The 16,210-nt window shown below is 55.3% G+C and carries 13 protein-coding genes and 1 pseudogene; 7 read left to right on the top strand and 7 right to left on the bottom strand.

Features of this window, described 5'->3' with window-relative positions:
• Window positions 1-7: 7 nt before the first annotated feature.
• The gene (gene choX, locus ACJO5Y_RS11220) at window positions 8-955 is read right to left on the bottom strand and encodes a choline ABC transporter substrate-binding protein (RefSeq protein WP_406987237.1); all 948 of its coding nucleotides are present in this window, start codon (window positions 953-955) and stop codon (window positions 8-10) included.
• A gap of 283 nt (window positions 956-1,238) precedes the next feature.
• On the opposite strand from choX, the gene ACJO5Y_RS20845 reads away from it, so the two are divergent.
• Window positions 1,239-1,580 (top strand): YMGG-like glycine zipper-containing protein, encoded by a 342-nt coding sequence (locus ACJO5Y_RS20845; RefSeq protein ID WP_504928336.1) that lies wholly within the window; start codon window positions 1,239-1,241, stop codon window positions 1,578-1,580.
• Window positions 1,581-1,773: 193 nt separating this feature from the next.
• Window positions 1,774-2,214, top strand: coding sequence for a thioredoxin TrxC (trxC, locus tag ACJO5Y_RS11210; protein WP_406987233.1), 441 nt, complete (start codon window positions 1,774-1,776; stop codon window positions 2,212-2,214).
• A gap of 109 nt (window positions 2,215-2,323) precedes the next feature.
• On the opposite strand, the gene rlmF is transcribed toward trxC, so the two are convergent.
• Window positions 2,324-3,292, bottom strand: a complete 969-nt coding sequence (gene rlmF, locus ACJO5Y_RS11205) for a 23S rRNA (adenine(1618)-N(6))-methyltransferase RlmF (protein ID WP_406987232.1) — start codon at window positions 3,290-3,292, stop codon at window positions 2,324-2,326.
• 464 nt (window positions 3,293-3,756) lie between these two features.
• Here rlmF and ACJO5Y_RS11200 point away from each other — a divergent pair, with 464 nt between their 5' ends.
• Window positions 3,757-4,398: a DUF1294 domain-containing protein gene (locus ACJO5Y_RS11200; protein ID WP_406987230.1), complete on the top strand. Its 642-nt coding sequence runs from the start codon at window positions 3,757-3,759 to the stop codon at window positions 4,396-4,398.
• A 404-nt stretch (window positions 4,399-4,802) separates the two neighbouring features.
• Window positions 4,803-5,168, top strand: coding sequence for a helix-turn-helix domain-containing protein (locus tag ACJO5Y_RS11195; protein ID WP_406987228.1), 366 nt, complete (start codon window positions 4,803-4,805; stop codon window positions 5,166-5,168).
• A gap of 26 nt (window positions 5,169-5,194) precedes the next feature.
• On the opposite strand, the pseudogene ACJO5Y_RS11190 reads toward ACJO5Y_RS11195, so the two are convergent.
• From ACJO5Y_RS11190 to ACJO5Y_RS11180, 3 genes and pseudogenes are all read right to left on the bottom strand, one after another.
• Window positions 5,195-5,314 (bottom strand): annotated as a pseudogene (locus ACJO5Y_RS11190) (hypothetical protein); the annotation flags it as partial.
• A 163-nt stretch (window positions 5,315-5,477) separates the two neighbouring features.
• The gene (locus tag ACJO5Y_RS11185) at window positions 5,478-10,292 is read right to left on the bottom strand and encodes a M15 family metallopeptidase (protein ID WP_406987227.1); all 4,815 of its coding nucleotides are present in this window, start codon (window positions 10,290-10,292) and stop codon (window positions 5,478-5,480) included.
• 616 nt (window positions 10,293-10,908) lie between these two features.
• Complete coding sequence (locus tag ACJO5Y_RS11180; protein WP_406987226.1) at window positions 10,909-11,205, bottom strand: hypothetical protein; 297 nt, start codon at window positions 11,203-11,205, stop codon at window positions 10,909-10,911.
• A gap of 303 nt (window positions 11,206-11,508) precedes the next feature.
• On the opposite strand from ACJO5Y_RS11180, the gene ACJO5Y_RS11175 reads away from it, so the two are divergent.
• Window positions 11,509-11,988: an FKBP-type peptidyl-prolyl cis-trans isomerase gene (locus ACJO5Y_RS11175; RefSeq protein ID WP_406987225.1), complete on the top strand. Its 480-nt coding sequence runs from the start codon at window positions 11,509-11,511 to the stop codon at window positions 11,986-11,988.
• 18 nt (window positions 11,989-12,006) lie between these two features.
• Window positions 12,007-13,776, top strand: coding sequence for a DNA repair helicase RadD (radD, locus tag ACJO5Y_RS11170; RefSeq protein WP_406987223.1), 1,770 nt, complete (start codon window positions 12,007-12,009; stop codon window positions 13,774-13,776).
• 87 nt (window positions 13,777-13,863) lie between these two features.
• Here the strand turns inward: radD and ACJO5Y_RS11165 are convergent, their stop codons facing one another.
• Entirely contained in the window at window positions 13,864-14,271 is a 408-nt protein-coding gene (locus ACJO5Y_RS11165; protein ID WP_406987222.1) for a hypothetical protein, read from the bottom strand.
• A gap of 151 nt (window positions 14,272-14,422) precedes the next feature.
• On the opposite strand from ACJO5Y_RS11165, the gene ACJO5Y_RS11160 reads away from it, so the two are divergent.
• A complete protein-coding gene (locus ACJO5Y_RS11160) occupies window positions 14,423-15,205 on the top strand; it encodes a helix-turn-helix domain-containing protein (RefSeq protein ID WP_406987220.1) in 783 nt (260 codons plus the stop codon).
• Here the strand turns inward: ACJO5Y_RS11160 and ACJO5Y_RS11155 are convergent.
• Complete coding sequence (locus tag ACJO5Y_RS11155; RefSeq protein ID WP_406987219.1) at window positions 15,190-16,203, bottom strand: MBL fold metallo-hydrolase; 1,014 nt, start codon at window positions 16,201-16,203, stop codon at window positions 15,190-15,192. The two genes, ACJO5Y_RS11160 and ACJO5Y_RS11155, sit on opposite strands and share 16 nt — an antisense overlap.
• Window positions 16,204-16,210 lie beyond the last annotated feature (7 nt).

Below are 16,210 nucleotides of genomic sequence, written 5' to 3'. Positions count from 1 at the left end.
GAATAATTTAGTTGCTTAGAGTCAGCTTCATGGATTGCGCTATGGCTTTGGCATCGGCCTGACTGCCATCACGATGTGTCACGCCCTCCAGCCACGTTTCCACTGCATCCGGGTTTTGATTCATCCAATGGCGAGCCGCCCGGTCTTGAGGAACAAACTGGTTCATAATCATGTCCATAACCTCACCTTCCATCGCCAATGAGAATTCCAGGTTTTCCAGAAGTTGGGCCACATTCGCACATTCTTCGGAGAACCCGGCGCGGGTATTGGTGTAAACCGTTGCATCACCCTTGTTCGGACCAAAGTAATCATCGCCACCCTCCAAATACGCGATATCAAATCGCTCGTTCATTGGGTGAGGTGCCCAAGCCAGGAACACGATCCACTTTTGATCACGAATTTTGCCATTTACTTGAGCCAACATGATGCGTTCCGATGTCTCAACCAAATTGAACTGGCCTAAACCAAAGGCGTTGGTATCGATCATGTCGAGAACTAGCTGATTACCATCATTGCCTTTCTCCAGACCGTACACGCTGTTATCAAACTTATCTTTAAACTTGGCGATATCAGAAAAGCTTTTGAGCCCGGCGTCATAGACATACTGCGGTACAGCCAGGGTGTATTTTGCGCCTTTGAGGTTGGGGCGTAGCCGCTCTACCTTCTGGTCATTTATCAGTGGATCTGCCACGGGTGCCATACTCGGCATCCAGTTGCCCAGAAAGACGTCGATATCGCCATTCGCCATGGCGTCGTACGTATCCATTACGGATTGGTTGGCAATATCCACTTCGTAGCCAAGCGCCTGCAACAGTTCAGAAGCCACGGCGGTGGTCGCCTTAACATCAGTCCAATCCACAATACCGAATCGTACCTGGTCACACTGCTCGGCTGCATGGGCCTTATGTCCAACCACAGCCGACGCAAAAATCGCCAAGAGGAATATCGTTCGCATGTCGCACCTTTTAATTGAACGTTCAATTAATAAAAAATTGGCGCGGGATGGTACCTAAAACTGAATCAAATTGATATTAGGATGCCTATTCAGGTCCGATTCATAAGGAATGCGCATCTCTTAAACTTTGTTAACATGTTGAAATGTAAATAAAATTTAACAGGTTGCTTCACGTGTGTTTCTGATATTCTCGAATGGTTCAAAAAACTGACACGTGCCTGATGGGACGATGGAGAAAATGGTCTCCTTCCCGTCATAGTGGGTAGGTCAGACCACCTGAACAATGGGATTTACATCAATGAAAATGAAATCACTGCTCGTTTTTTTATCTCTGAGTGCCACCTCATTGGGTGCCGTTGCGGATGATACAGCCGACGCCGCTCTAGGTGGAGGTATTGGCGGAGCGATTGGGGCTGCCATCGGCAACGAGGTAGGTGGAAGAGATGGTGCTATTCTCGGCGGTGCCGTCGGTGCGGCAACCGGAACAGCCATTACCACCAGAGATCAGAGAGAATACGATCGCGACCATGATCGCCGTCGTCATGACTACGACGATCGCCGGTCTTACCGGAAGTCTGGTGGCCATTTCTGCCCACCGGGCCAGGCGAAAAAGGGCAACTGCTGAATCGCGACAAGCCTGCAATTTGATCTGTGCGCGTCAAAAAGCCTTTCTCCAACGGAAAGGCTTTTTTATTTTCGACCCTGAACCACCTACCGAAATAGTCTTTTTTGGAAAATAGAACTGTCCCGGTTTCGGTTGAATTCCGTCCATATGCCCTGATTATTGCAATCATTAGACAGTCAGAGGCCGATCAACCATGACCGATACCCGACACCTCGTGTGTCCCCATTGCCACAAAGTGAATCGCGTACCTGCCGACAAGCTGTCCGCCGGGGGCAACTGCGGTGCCTGCAAGCAACCGCTCTGGCCCGATCAGGTGCTGGAGCTGACGGAGCAGACCTTTGCGGCTCACGCTGGGCGCAGCGATGTACCGGTGCTGGTGGACTTCTGGGCCAGTTGGTGTGGTCCCTGCAAGATGATGGCGCCACAGTTCGAACAGGCTTCAAAGGCGTGGCGGGGTAAAGTGCGTTTTGCCAAGCTCAACACCGAACAGGCACCTGGGCCGTCCGGCCAATTCGGCATCCGCAGCATACCCACCATGATCCTGTTCCAGAATGGCCGGGAAATCGCCCGTCAGAGCGGCGCCATGAACCAGGCCCAGATCAGCCAGTGGCTGCAATCCCAGGGCATTCGTTAGGGCGTTGCTCGTCGGTGTGGCGACATTTTGCGGTACTCGTTACTGAAAAATAGATCTGTCCCGGATTGTGGGTAGGTTTCGCATAACCATGCGCCACCTCGGGAGCGGCTCAGATGAATGTCCAGGCCAATACCCTCGTAATCTTGTTTCCCTGCTTCATCTCTATTTCCCGACTATCAACGGCACCGAGTTTACGAATTAACTTCTTTGCAGGCTTAACATTGTCGGCTTTTGAAACCAGGCTGGTAAACCAGCGGCATTGAGTTGAATACACCTGGCTTTCTCTTATCAGCTTTTTCAGAAACAGCTGTTCACCCCCCTTACACCAAAGCTCTGCGCCCAGCCCGCCAAAATTCAGAGTGGGGGAGTCGGTTTTCGCTTTTTGTTCACCGCGCTGTTTACCGCGACTACGAGCAAGGTTATTGCGTTTAAGCTGGTTACCTTTAAGTGCTTCATCGAGTGAGGCATGGAAGGGTGGGTTGCATACGCTGACGTCAAAGAACTCCCCGGCTTGAATGATTCCTTCAAAGATATGGTTTTTATCGTGCTGCGTGCGCAGCGTGAAGCGGTCTTTGAGTGTGGGGTTGTTGGCGATAATCGTGGCTACGTTCTCAAGCGACTGGGTGTTAATGTCACTACCGACACACTGCCAGCCGTAAATCTGGCAGGCCAGTAGCGGGTAGATTCCATTGGCTCCCGTCCCTATGTCGAGCAGCTTGATGCTGGGCTGTTCAGGCCCAGGCCCAGGCCCAGGCCCAAGCCCAAGCAGGTCAGCCATGTAATGGATATAGTCGGCTCTGCCCGGGATGGGAGGGCAAAGCGCACCCTCTGGAATATCCCAATCGGCAATGTTGTAGTGTCGGTTTAATAACGCGGCGTTGAGGGTTTTTACTGCCAATGGGTCTGCGAAATCGATGGAAAGGTCGCCATGAGCGTTCGGTTTCACATGGGGAGCCAGTGCTGGGTGGCTTTTTACGAGCGCTGGGAAGTCATAGCCCTGGTTGTGTAGATTCCTCGGGTGTAGGCCTTTGCGAACAGGCTTGGCTTGGCTTTTTTTACGTCGATGGAGGGTGCTCACAGAAATAGGCCCGGGGCTTGGTGTTCAAAAGTAGAGTGGGTCTGGCTTGGTGCGTGATTATAATCTTACTGTATGTGATGCACGAAAACATGGTACGCAGTCGTTGTGCCCGGAGCCCGAAATGATTAAGCCTAGTTGTTACAGCTGTCGGAAAAAGTTTGAGCCATCGGCGCTCAGGGTTCATTACTCAAAGAACTACTGTGAGGACTGCGGCGTTGGGCTGTTTGGCGAGGACTACTTCACTTTCGCCAGAAAGCCCGCCCCAACCACCCAGAAGAACCTGGCTATCCATTTTGCAGTGCTTCTTGGGGTTGCTGGCTTGTTGTTATGGTTTTGGACTGGCAGGTCATGATGGTTCAGAAAACCTGTACAGATCTACTCAAAAACATGAAGGGCTGGATCCTCGGTGGCCCTCATCAGCGCTTCTTGGTTGAGGAGACTTACCGTTCCAAGGGAGAAGTGCATTGAATCAGAAAGGGTTACTCACCGCATGGAATGACGCCAAGGGCTTTGGTTTCATTACTCCGGAGGGCGGGGGTGAACGGGTGTTTGCTCATATCAGCAGTTATGCAGGCCGGGGCCGGCCGGCTTCCAATCGCAAGGTGACTTACAGCATCACGAAGGACGCTCAGGGCCGGCCGAGGGCAGGGCGGTTCCAGTATGCTGGGGCGGCAAAGGTTGGCGCCAGTATTGCTCCGGGAGTCTGGCTGGCGGCTGCTGTTGTGCTGGTACTTTTCACCATTCTGGCTGGGCTGTTCCAACAAGGTTATCTGCCGGTCTCGATCCTGGCTGCCTACGGCGGGGTGAGTCTGGTGTTGTTCGTGATGTATTGGATCGATAAACGGTCGGCGCAGCGGGGTGGCCAACGCACCGCAGAGAACACGCTGCACCTTTTCGAGCTTTGTTGCGGCTGGCCCGGTGCACTGATGGCCCAGCAGGTTTTTCGCCACAAGACACGGAAGGGGAGCTATCAGTTTGTTTTCTGGCTGGCGGTCCTGGCCAATCTTGGCGCCTTGGGGTGGCTGCTTGTGGCCCCGGAGGCAATGAGTTTGCGGCAGCAATTGGGCTTTGATTTGTCGAAGTCATTGCGGCCGCTTGTCTGGTAGCTAGGTAGTATGGTAACGATCCATGTACTAGGCCAAGAAGCTGTATCGCTGATGGTTGTGCATGAAGTGGTCTCAGAGAGAATGGTAGTCAACACTCCTTCTCCAGAGCTAAAAGCCGCTATAGAGCCCTACCTTGTAGAGTCGGAGTAGAGGCTTCTTTCTTCAACCAGTTAATACACAATTTCAAATGCGCAAATCTCGGAGAGTTTCTAAAAGACGGAAGGAGCTGATTCTCAGAGGGGTAAGATATAGGCTGGCATAAATGTACCTAATTCGGTACACTGGCTTTCTCCAAGGAAGGGGTTGTATGACAAGGAAAATGGTTAGTCGTATTTTACAGAACAGCCAATGGTCGAGAGCCGGTTAAAGAGTGGTTGCTAAGGCTGGATAAGGATGACCGTTCAGTGATCGGAACAGACCTGAAGACGGTGGAATCTTGTCTGAATGAGAGCAAGAAAATGACACAGCATAAGCACGTTGGCAGCTCTCTCGATGATCTGCTTGAATCCGACGGTACACTTGAACAGGTAGAAGCTGAGGCGCTGAAGCGAGTAATTGTCTGGCAGATCCAGCAGGCTATGGGGCACAACGGCGTTAACAAGTCTCAACTCGCCAAGAAAATGCATACTAGTCGAACTGTGGTTAACCGACTTCTTGATGAGAAGGATACTGGTGTAACTATCACAACGCTTGTCAAAGCTGGGCGTGCTTTGGGTATGACATGGACTTTGCAGGCTGGTGAGGATAGTGGATCTCCTCGCGCCGCTTGAATGAGGCTGGGAGCTTTGCACACCTTTCAGGTGCAACGACCTTGAAGCTGTCCCACATAAGCGGTGATAAAGGCCGCTTCCATTCTAAAACTGATGGCACCACCATCAAATTTGCCTTTTGGCATCCCCTCTTTGAGCGCGACACGGGTGGCCCCGTACTAAAATTTATCTGACATGCTGATATCCAGGTGGGAAGAATACCCGAGCTACTGCCGCTCTGGAGCGGCCTTATGGACTTTTGACTTAACGCTGGCTCCGACAGCCGAACACCCGCCGACCTTTCAGGTCAGCGGGTGTCAGCGCCTGGAATCAGGCTATCTCGAAGTGATGAAGGTCCGGCGTGCTTGAGAAAGTCACGCCCCATATCAGGTCCTGTTGCGCGAAAAGGACCACGAGGTCTCTAGGCAGATTGAAGAAGCCTCCATGAATTTGGGCCGCCCGCAGAAGTCTGCTGTGGCCGCTGAGAATGTCGCTCAGCTGCTCGCCGTCGTCAACGCGCTCTTCCAGCTTTGCTTTATAAGCGTCGTTGAGAGCTTTGACATCATCCCAAAGCTTGCCGGGCTCCCGAAGCCAACGAGCGCGTGAACGGTCAACCGTCTTCTGCGCAAGTGTTTCGATCAGGGACCAGGACTCCGAGCGGATCTGCGGGTTGGCATCCTGTGGCGTGATATCCACAGCGGTACCGGTTGCATGATTACTCAATGTTCCCAACCGGTATCGGCCGTACTTTTTCTTGGGCCTGACAACCAGAACCTGTGACACCGAGAATGTCTCTGGCGCGTAGGCGTCGCGAATGGCATCCAGCTTATCGCGCATGTCCTGAGTCAATCCGTTGCGGATGACGTCCAGTGGATCGCTGATGCCTTGGCGGTGAAAGGCTTCGCGCAGCCAACGGTAGAGAATCTTTCTGGACTCAGGGGTGTCATTGGCAGTGCCGATGCGCTGGCGTTCCCCGCGGGTAAGCTGATCGTATTCGGCATCCGCAAGTGTCTGCTTTTCCAGATAGGTATCAAGAGAGCCGAAGTAGTCGTTCCGATAGGCAATGTAATCGATGTAATCGCGGAAGGATTCGCTGTCTCGATTGCTGACCCGATCCGCGATGACGTCGAATTCCTGCTCATCGCCGTGACCAAGTTGCGCAAGGTTACTGAACTTCGTCCACCCCAGAGAGCTGGCATTGTTCGGATCAACGGCTTCGACGACCCGGCCCACCTGCGCTATGTCCTTGTCACGGGCCAACAGAACCACCTCTGCCCTGGGCAGAACCACATGCTCATCAGCGTTATCGAGGATAGGGTTGAAATCGTCTTCAGGATCCCGCAGATAGGCGTGATCGTCGGCTACGATAAATCGGTCGGAAAGCGGTTCATAGTCCCGCTCCTCTGCGGGAACGGCTGGGGCTGCCCCACCGCTGGCATCGGCAACACCGTATCGCATCAGCTGACTTGGTTCGCTGACATTGACTGAACGGACACCGTCCGGCGTTTGTTCTGTAACTGACACATTTCGATCGGATCCAAAGCGCTCGACCAGATCCTGTGATTCCCGGGAAAGTCCTGTTGATGGCTGGCGTCCCATCTCATTAGCCTGTGACCGCAATGCCTGTTCACCATCCTCCTGTGACATCGATCCTTTGGCGACGGCCCGGTCAATGGCCGCCCGGTTTCGATCAAAGTTTTTGCCGGCATCCCGCTCTGCCTGGATGTCGGCCAGGCGGGCCTGAAGCGCAAAATTGCCGAACTGGCCGGCAAGATTTGAGGCCGACTGCATGGCACCCAGCGCGTTTTCCTGAGTGCCTTCCAGGCCAGCCATATCGCGGAACGCGTTGTTGCTGCCCAGCGTATTAAGAATATCGCTGAATCCTTGGGGCCCAGGCGCTGCGGGAGCGTTATGCAGGTTAATGATGGAATCCGGCATCTGCGATGGCGTCATGTTCTGGGGCTGGCTGCGGCGCGAATCAAAGAAGTTGCTGGGGAAATCCGCCAGTGCCGGATCTTCGTCATTCAGCACCCAGTCGGTGGAGCCTTCGTGCTCCTCGCAGGCCTCGCATTGATCCATGATGGCCTGGGCGTATAGCCCGTCAGTCGGCAGGCTTACACGCATGGGTGTCGCCGGCGCGCCTTCACCTTTGTAGTAGTCAAATGCCTCCTGATAGCTTTCATGGCCATTGATGCCCAGGAAGGCGCCAGCAGCCACTTTGAACACCAGTGAATTACCCAGTATGGCAATGGGCTCCCGCTCCACCACCGAGGCAATCGAGCGCCGGTCACTGGAGGAGATGGCAAACCCGTCAAGGAGCATATAAAGCTCGTCCCGGTCCATCGTCCACCAGAGCACCTTGTGGTAATAGTGCAGATTATCGTTGATGTGCCCCAGAACCTTTTCGATGGCTTTCTCAGCTTCGTCTCTGGGGTTCTGTTTCTCCCAGTTTGTCGGCTTGAAAGACAGCGTTGCGCTCTCGGAAGCCGCCGGGCGGGATGAATCGTCGTCGTAGGCGGGCGGGGCGATCAGGTCATGGGTGCCCCGCGCGGCTCTGACACGGCGATGGTAATGTGCAGTATGGAATTCGACAGTGGCACTGGTCACGTTGGCAACCGACCCCTTGGGCAGGTCCTCGGCTGCCGAGAAAATCAGTCTGGTAATGTCCTCCCGGGAAGTATCCTCCAGGGCATCAGCAGGAACCGTGAAGTCCACCCGAACTGTCCGGTTAAACCGGTATTCCCCGACCAGGGTAAAGTCGGCGCCTTCCAGTGCGCCGTTGTCACTCTCGATTTCCAGCCGGTCACACCAGCGCCGGGCCATGCCGGGCGCAATTTCCCGCTGGAAGTAGGCGTCACGCTGGGCGGCGCTGTAATCCCGGATGCGGGCGACGATCTGGCCCACGGGGAAGGGCAGAATGCCGGCATAGGCCTGCCAGACTTTTGTGGTCACTTTTTCACCGACGGCTCCTTCTTCTTTAAGCTGGTCATCAATATCTTCGGATACCACTTCGTCTCTTGGCCGCTCGATGCCCAGTTTGATGTAGATCGACCCGGACAGGCTTTCCAGCTTCTGGGACATCCGGGAACCATCGGGCGGTTCGTCCACGCCGTTCCAGTTGTTGGCAATATCGTCGGCGTATTTCAGGGCCCAGCGAAGTTCCGGTTTTTTCAGGTAGTCTTCGAACACATCCCGCCACCGGGCAAGACGGGGCAGGGTGAATGGCCGGATTGAAAAAGGTACGAACAGACATTCCCGAACCCCCGCCAGAACCGTGTCGACCCGCATATGGCGAAGAATTTCGTGGTAGATCACCGTCAGGGAATGGCAGTAATTAGGGTTGCGTACCACTTCTGATACACCTTCGACCGTTTCCTCCTGGCTGACCTCATTCACCACGGTGCTCTCGAACTGTCGAAGGGAATCCCCGTACTGGCGAACCGCATCCCGCAGGCTCTGTTCTTCTGCGGCGGCCACGCTGCGCCCGCCCTTCTGCCAACTGCTAGAGCTGGCACGACCATGGGAGGCGCCACCGCCTATTACCACTGGTCCCATGGCAAAGCCGATGCCCCCGGCCGCACCGGTGGTTTGCGACTTGCTGCCGCCTTTGCTCCATTCGTTCATGTTGGAGCGCACCGCGTCGCTGTAATCGCGCTCCCGAAAGGTGCTTTGCGCGACCTCCTCACGGAAGCCGCTGCGCTCGCGACGGCTGCTTTCCTCCCGACGGCGCCAGTCCATCTTGACGATACGGCGGGTTTGGCGGGGGGCAAGGGTCAGAGTGTGTGCCACATCTCCTAATGAATATCCGTTTGAACGCCACTGCACCCGCCATTCCATGATATGTCCGCCGGCTACCGACAGCGCCTGGTATTGGGTGGAGTCGCCGTCCCAGTCAATGGGGTTGCCTGGGCCCACCGGTTGACGGCGATTCAGCCAGGCGGCCTTTGGCAGTGGCAGGAAGTCGATCGCTTTTACCGGCGGTATCAACGCTGCGCCGTTCTGGGGAAGGAAGCGATTGATGCTGCCTGCAAAGTTGTGGATTCTCGGAAGGTCGGACTCCATATTGCGCGTTTCAGCGCCGGTTTCAGCCACCATGGCATTCATCAGCACCATTGGCTGACTGGCATCTTTGGGATGCATCAGCCCTTTATAATCCGGTTTTGTGTTGGAGGTGGACTCAATTTCGGGTTGCTCGACCCGGAAAACCGTATGAAAACGCCGTTCCCCCAGAATTCGGGCCGGATTGCTGAACGGTTTGCAGAAAGAGCCAGGGTCATCACTGAACATGTCCGGCTCATTCAGAAGGCTGTCCTCATCCACGTCATGGGGAGGATTCTTTTCGCCTTTTGCCGGGTCAGGCCCGCTGCCTTCCGCACCGTCTTTTTGAGTCTCGCTCCACGGTAGTATTAGCCGAAGGTCGCTTTGTGGCAGGCGCAGGGAACTGTCTTCTCTGTAGCCAATGATCAGTTCAGGGCCATTCAGCATCCAGGCCCAACCCGGCGCCTCGCTGCCGGGACTGAACGGGCGTTTGATATGAAAGCTACCGTCGAACTTCAGGTCTGCGGCAGTTAAAGACAGCGCGCCAAGCTGGTCAGCCGTCTCCGGCACCAGGGCAAGCTGGCTGGCGTTGGTTTGTAGGGTTTCATCTTCGGATTGCTGAAGCAGAGCCTTGAGCGCGTCATGCTTTGCCGGGGTGTCTATCAGATCAACGCTGAGCGTATATTTGTCGAAGCGCTGGTCGGGCTGTCCCAGGCGGACAAACCGGCCGGAACGCATCAGTACCGGTTGCTCGTCCGGGGTCAGGCGCGCCAGGGCCTGTTTGAGAACCGTTGCCGTAATCACCAGTTTTGCGGTAGACGAATCAGATTCGGTGTCCGGGGAGATAGTCCCGAGATCTGAAATCTCCAGCCCCTGTCGATTCTCGAGAATGGCGTTGATGGGCCTGTTAACGGCAATTGGCTGAATCGTTGTTTCGGCACGAGCATGCCTGTCCAGGCGAACGGTTTCACTGGCAGGGTGCCCAATGCTTTGCTCTTCTTCGGCTTTACCGGGCGTTTGGTAGGTAATGCGTACCTGAAGAGATTCTGCTTCCTGGGTGTCGATGCTTTCTTTGGGGTCAATGCGTAACCGCAGTTCCTCTGACATGGTGGGTCCTTTCTTGTTGTATCAGCAGCATCCGTGTCATCGTTACCCACCAGGGTAGACTCGTCAGACAATACAACCGGGCCCGTGTATGACCACGTCACTGAGGGCAAGACAACCTTGTCAATCAGGACTTCGCTACGCCCTTGGTGAGGGATAAGAAGACTAGCCTGCATCCATTTTTTTACAAAGCTTGCCAGCAGGATGCGCTTGCTTCAGCGACGTCCCTGCCTTGGCTTCCAGCGAGTTCAGCTTTGTCGAGGATTATTAATTTGTAAAGTCTGAATCTGTATTTTTTAGCCCTTCAGAAAACTGGGACAAGAAACATAATCGCCGTCGTTTTTGCCCGGAGCCCGAGATGATTAAGCCTAGTTGTTATAGCTGTCGGAAAAAGTTTGAGCCCTCTGCGCTCAGGGTTTCTTACTCAAAAAACTACTGTGAGGGCTGCGGCGTTGGGCTGTTTGGTGAGGGTTTCCGAACAGCTGGTTAAGCCTGCGCACGCCGCTGCAGGAGGTGAACGAAGATGGTGTGGCGGGTGACATCATCGAACTGCCGGCTCGGTCAATTCGACACACCCAGGCTTTTATCACGAGGGGTATTGAGCTCAGGTCCGATAGGGTTACTCGTCCATATCATTATCCGAAGTAGACTCCCGATCCTCCTTTTTCTGCTTGCCAGACTGGTTATTCGTTTCCGGGTCATTTGTGCCAGTTGCGTCATCTGTATTGTATTTGGACTTGGTGGACTCCTCGTGTAGCTCAGAGTTCTGATCCTCAGGTTCAGCATGTTGGTCCATATCCTGCTCTCCCAGATCCTTATCCCCACTGCCGCCTTCTTGGGCGAGCACAGCAGCTGAACCCAGGGCTATGGCCGGTGTGATCAAGGCATAAAAGGCGAGTGAACGTAGCTTTTTCATAGATTTCTCCTTCGCATACGATGTTTCAGACGGAACAAACGTCCTGTCTGAGCGTCTCATCGCCGCTTCTCTCAATGGCGTTGTGTTGATAAGGAGACTGAAGCGCCACGAAATACAGAATTCCGGATGATCTTTTAATCTAAGCTCAGGAAGTTGTGCTTATCAACTCGGCATATTAGATAGGCGGCCTGGACGGCGACTATAAAGCACGGGGGCCGTGGCCGTTGAGCGCCGGTGTTTACCATCGTTTCTGGCGCCGCTGCTGGTTATAATGGCGAACTTTGAACCGTCGCAGAGAACTCTATGCCAATCGAAAAGAATCAGGTGGTCTTGTTTCACTACAGCGTCAGTGATGAACAAGGCAACGTTGTTGAAAACTCCCGTGGTGGCGAGCCGAACGCCTACCTGCATGGCCACGGCGGCATTATTAAAGGGCTGGAAGAAGCCCTGGAAGGTCGCGAGGCCGGCGATACGTTCAGCGTCACCGTCACTCCGGATAAAGCCTATGGTCCGCGCAAGGCCGACGCCGTGCAGCGTGTGCCGGTCAAGCATTTGATGGGTGCCAAACGCTGGAAGGCCGGCATGGTCGCCCAGGTGCAAACCGAGCAGGGCCCGCGTCATGTTGTGGTCGCCAAGGTCGGCCTCAAGTTTGCCGATGTCGATACCAACCATCCGATGGCCGGTAAAACCCTGACCTTCGATATCGAAGTCATCGAAGTGCGGGATGCAGATGCGGAAGAGATTGCGCACGGCCATGCCCATGGGCCGGGTGGGCATCATTGATCGATCAAGCCCTGCAACATGAATGCGCCTTTCACGCTGCGGCCTTACCAGCAGGAAGCGGTCGATGCCACGTTGAGGCATTTTCGCCAATCGGATGATTCTGCCGTCATCGTGCTGCCAACCGGTGCGGGTAAAAGCCTGGTCATTGCCGAGCTGGCCCGTCTTGCCCGCCGCAAGATTCTGGTGCTGACCCACGTCAAAGAGCTGGTGGAGCAGAATCACGCCAAATACCAGAGTTATGGGTTAATGGGCGGCGTTTTCTCCGCCGGGCTGAAACGTAAGGAAAGCCGGCATCAGGTGACCTTCGCCAGTGTGCAGTCGGTATCCGCGAATCTGGATCAGTTCAGGGATGAATACTCGTTGATCATCATCGATGAGTGCCATCGGGTCAGTGGCGATGAAACCAGTCAGTATCAAAGGATCATCGAGCTGCTGCGGCAGCAGAATGACTCCCTCAAGGTGCTCGGGCTAACCGCCACCCCCTATCGGTTGGCCATGGGCTGGATCTATCGCTACCACTACCGGGGCTTTGTTCGTAGTGAAGAGGGCAAGCCCTTTCAGCACTGCATTTACGAACTGCCGTTGAGCTATATGATCAATCGCGGGTATCTCACCAGGCCTGAGTTGGTGAACGCGGCGGTGGCGCAATACGATTTCTCCGCGTTGTCTCAGGATCGCTTTGGCGAATACGCCGAGAAAGACGTCAACCAGCTGCTGAGCAAACATAAGCGTGTGACGCGGGCCATCATTGAGCAGGTGATGGAGCTCGCGGTTGAGCGTAAGGGGGTGATGATCTTTGCTGCAACGGTGGATCATGCGCGGGAGATCACCGGCTATCTGCCGGACCACCAGACCGCCCTGGTAACCGGCGCGACCGATCTGACCGAACGGGCGTTGCTGATTCAGCGCTTCAAGCAGCGGCAGTTAAAGTATCTGGTGAATGTGTCCGTGCTCACCACGGGCTTTGATGCGCCCCATGTGGACTTTATCGCCATTCTGCGTCCTACCCAGTCGGTCAGCCTGTATCAGCAGATCGTGGGCCGCGGTCTTCGTCTGGACGAAGGTAAGCAGGATTGCCTAGTGATTGATTACGCGGGCAACCATGTGAACCTGCATCACCCGGAAGTAGGGGAGCCGAAACCGAACCTCGACAGTGAACCGGTGCAGGTGTTCTGCCCGGGCTGTGGTTTTGCCAATATCTTCTGGGGCATAACCGACAGCGACGGCGGTGTGATTGAGCACTACGGACGCCGTTGTCAGGGGCTGCTTGGGTCTGCTGAAGAGGATAAACCTGACGTGCAGAAGGGGCGCCCTCAACAGTGCGATTACCGTTTTCGGTTCAAGGAGTGCCCGCACTGCGGTGGCGAGAACGATATTGCGGCCCGTAACTGTCATCAGTGCCACAAAGCCATCATCGATCCGGATGATCAGCTAAGAGATGCGCTGAAACTCAAGGATGCCATGGTGATCCGTTGCGCCGGGGTCTCGTTAAGTGGCGGTGAGAGCAAACTGAGGATCACCTATCACGGTGAAGATGGGGAGGAACTCAGCGAGTCGTTTGATTTCAGCAGGCCGGCTCAGCGTAATGTCTTTAACAAGCTGTTCGGGCGTCGTTTCGCGAATGGGCAGGCTCCGAAAGAGTTCAGCAGGGTTGGTGAGGTGCTTGAGATAGAGGTCTTGTTGCCGGCGCCGGATTTTGTGATTGCCCGGAAGCAGAAGCACTATTGGCAGGTGCAGGAACGGATTTTTGATTATCAGGGTCACTACCGGAAGGCGAATGAAGTATAAGGCTTTTGAAGGGGGAGGCCGCTTCGATCGCCTGTGTGGCTGGCGGGACACGCACAGCCACACGCGATCAGCTCGGAGGCTGAATCATTATCCGAACGCCGGCTGTTGCGGCTTACTGCCAGCAACCCGTTTCATCCATGCCATGTCCAGCGGAACCAGCACGTTCAGGGCGAACAGCACCCAACCCAGGGGCTGCAGACTTGCCGCAAACCACACCATCAGGTCAAGGGACAGCAGGCTCCAGGTAACATCGGCAGCAATCATCAGGTTCAGGTACTTCTCTTGCCACCGCTCATTGATGGCCATGGCGACCATATCCACGCACCACAGCAGCATTACAATGCCAACCACCAGGTAAAAGGTCGCGCCGGGGCCTCCCGCCCACTGGGCAATCGGCTCAGCGGCCAGAATCAGAGCCAACGCCAGGGGCGTGGAGAGGAATACATCGCTCAGGAGGATTTGCTTCACACTGAATCGACGGACTAGGTTTTTCATGGGATCACCTCAATCGGGTTTCGCAATGTGTTTGACTACGCTACAAAGCTTCTACCCGGGCGGTGATAAGCTCAATTACCTGTGAGGTAATGGTGCAGACTACCCTCTAGGGCGACAATCGCTGAACACTCGGACATTCACAGGAAATAGGATGAGCGCCTTCGGTACGCTTTTTAGAGAAATGCGGCAGGGTAAACGGTTGAGCCAGATGGATTTCGCCCTTGAATGCGAGGTGTCGGCAAAACACATCAGCTTTCTGGAAACAGGCCGAAGCAAGCCCAGCAAAGGCATGGTTCTGCATTTAGCGCAGATGCTGCAAGCGGACCTGGCCGGGACCAACCGCCTGCTGTCTTCGGCGGGTTACAGCCAGGTCTACTCCGATCAGGATTTGAGCGCGCCCGGCATGGCCATGATCAAGGAAGCGCTTGAACACCTGTTGCAGGGGCACCTGCCGTACCCGGCGGTGGTGTTCGACCACGAGTATTATCTGGTGATGGCCAACCAGGCCATGCAGGAGATGATGGTAAGAATGGTGGAGCTGGGTGCTCAGTTTCCGGCCCGGCCAAACTTTCTGCTGTCGCTGCTGGATGACCACGGCATGAAACTCTTTGTGGGCGATTGGGAGAATATCGCCTGCCACATGCTGCAACGTGTCTACCATGAGCATCTTGCAGGCCCCTTTCGGGATCAGCCTAACCGATTGCTGGAACAGGCACTGACTGTGCCCGGCGTCCCGCAAAACTGGAAAAGCCACGTGGTGGAACACCTGGACTACCCGGCGATTCCGTTTACTCTGAATCTGGGGGACCAACAGCTCAGAATCTTTTCCACCATCGCAACCATCGGCACGCCCCTGGATGTCACCGCTCAGAATTTGCGGATCGAGCATTTCTTTCCGATGGATGAGCGCAGCAAGGCTTATTGGCGAGGCTGAAGCATGGACAGCGGCGTCCACACTTCCCCATGTTGCATTATCCGGAACGCCGACTCACTGATGCCCTGTCTCTCCAATGCCAACCGCAGTCGCCGGGGTGGCTCGTCCATGGGTTCATCGGTTAACACGAACGTGCCCCAGTGCATGGCAACAGACTGGCGAGCGCCAATATCCTGGTGAATCCTGACCGCCTCTTCGGGTGCCACGTGCACCGGGGCCATGAACCAGCGCGGGTCGTATGCGCCTATGGGGAGCAGCGCCAGGTCAATGGGGGAAAACAGCTCGCCAATGTCGCGAAACACCTGACCATAGCCGGTATCACCGCCGAAATAGAACCGAAAGCCGTCCATTTCCAGGAGCCAGCTACACCACAGCGAGGTGTTGGTGTCCGTGGCGGTTCGTCCGCTGAAGTGTTGGGCCGGCAGGCAGAACACTTCGTTTTCGTCGGTCAGGGACGTTGATTGCCACCAGTCCAGCTCCACCAGGTTGTGGATGCCGCGCTTCTCGAACCAGCGTCGCAGTCCCATGGGAATACAGAAGCACAGGTCAGCCCCAAAACGTCGGTGCAGCTGGCGCACCGTTGCTTCGTCGAGATGGTCGTAGTGATTGTGGGAAATCAGCACCAGGTCGATTGGCGGCATGTCCGCCACCGTCAGGGCGGGGGGCGTGAACCGCTTCGGCCCGATTAACCGGAAGGGACTGGCGCGGTCCGACAACACCGGGTCGGTCAGCACGTTCAGGCCCCGATACTGGAACAGGAATGACGCATGCCCCAGCCAGGTCAGCTGCGGCGCTGTCGGCGGATTCATCAGCAAGTGGCCATCCGGACGCAGCAGCGTGTAGCGTTTACCCTGTGGGAAACGGCGGCCGGGGGCGAGTTGCCAGCGCAGGAAATCCCCCAGGCCATGCTGCTCTACGCGTTCCAGGTTTCGATACTTGCCCTGGTAAAAGTGGGGTTCCGCAGCAAGGGCTGCAAGGCGTTCACGGTCGATGGTCATGAATAGG

This window comes from Marinobacter alkalisoli, from assembly GCF_045449855.1.
Lineage (GTDB): Bacteria > Pseudomonadota > Gammaproteobacteria > Pseudomonadales > Oleiphilaceae > Marinobacter.
This window is presented reverse-complemented; position numbering and strand designations above follow the sequence as displayed.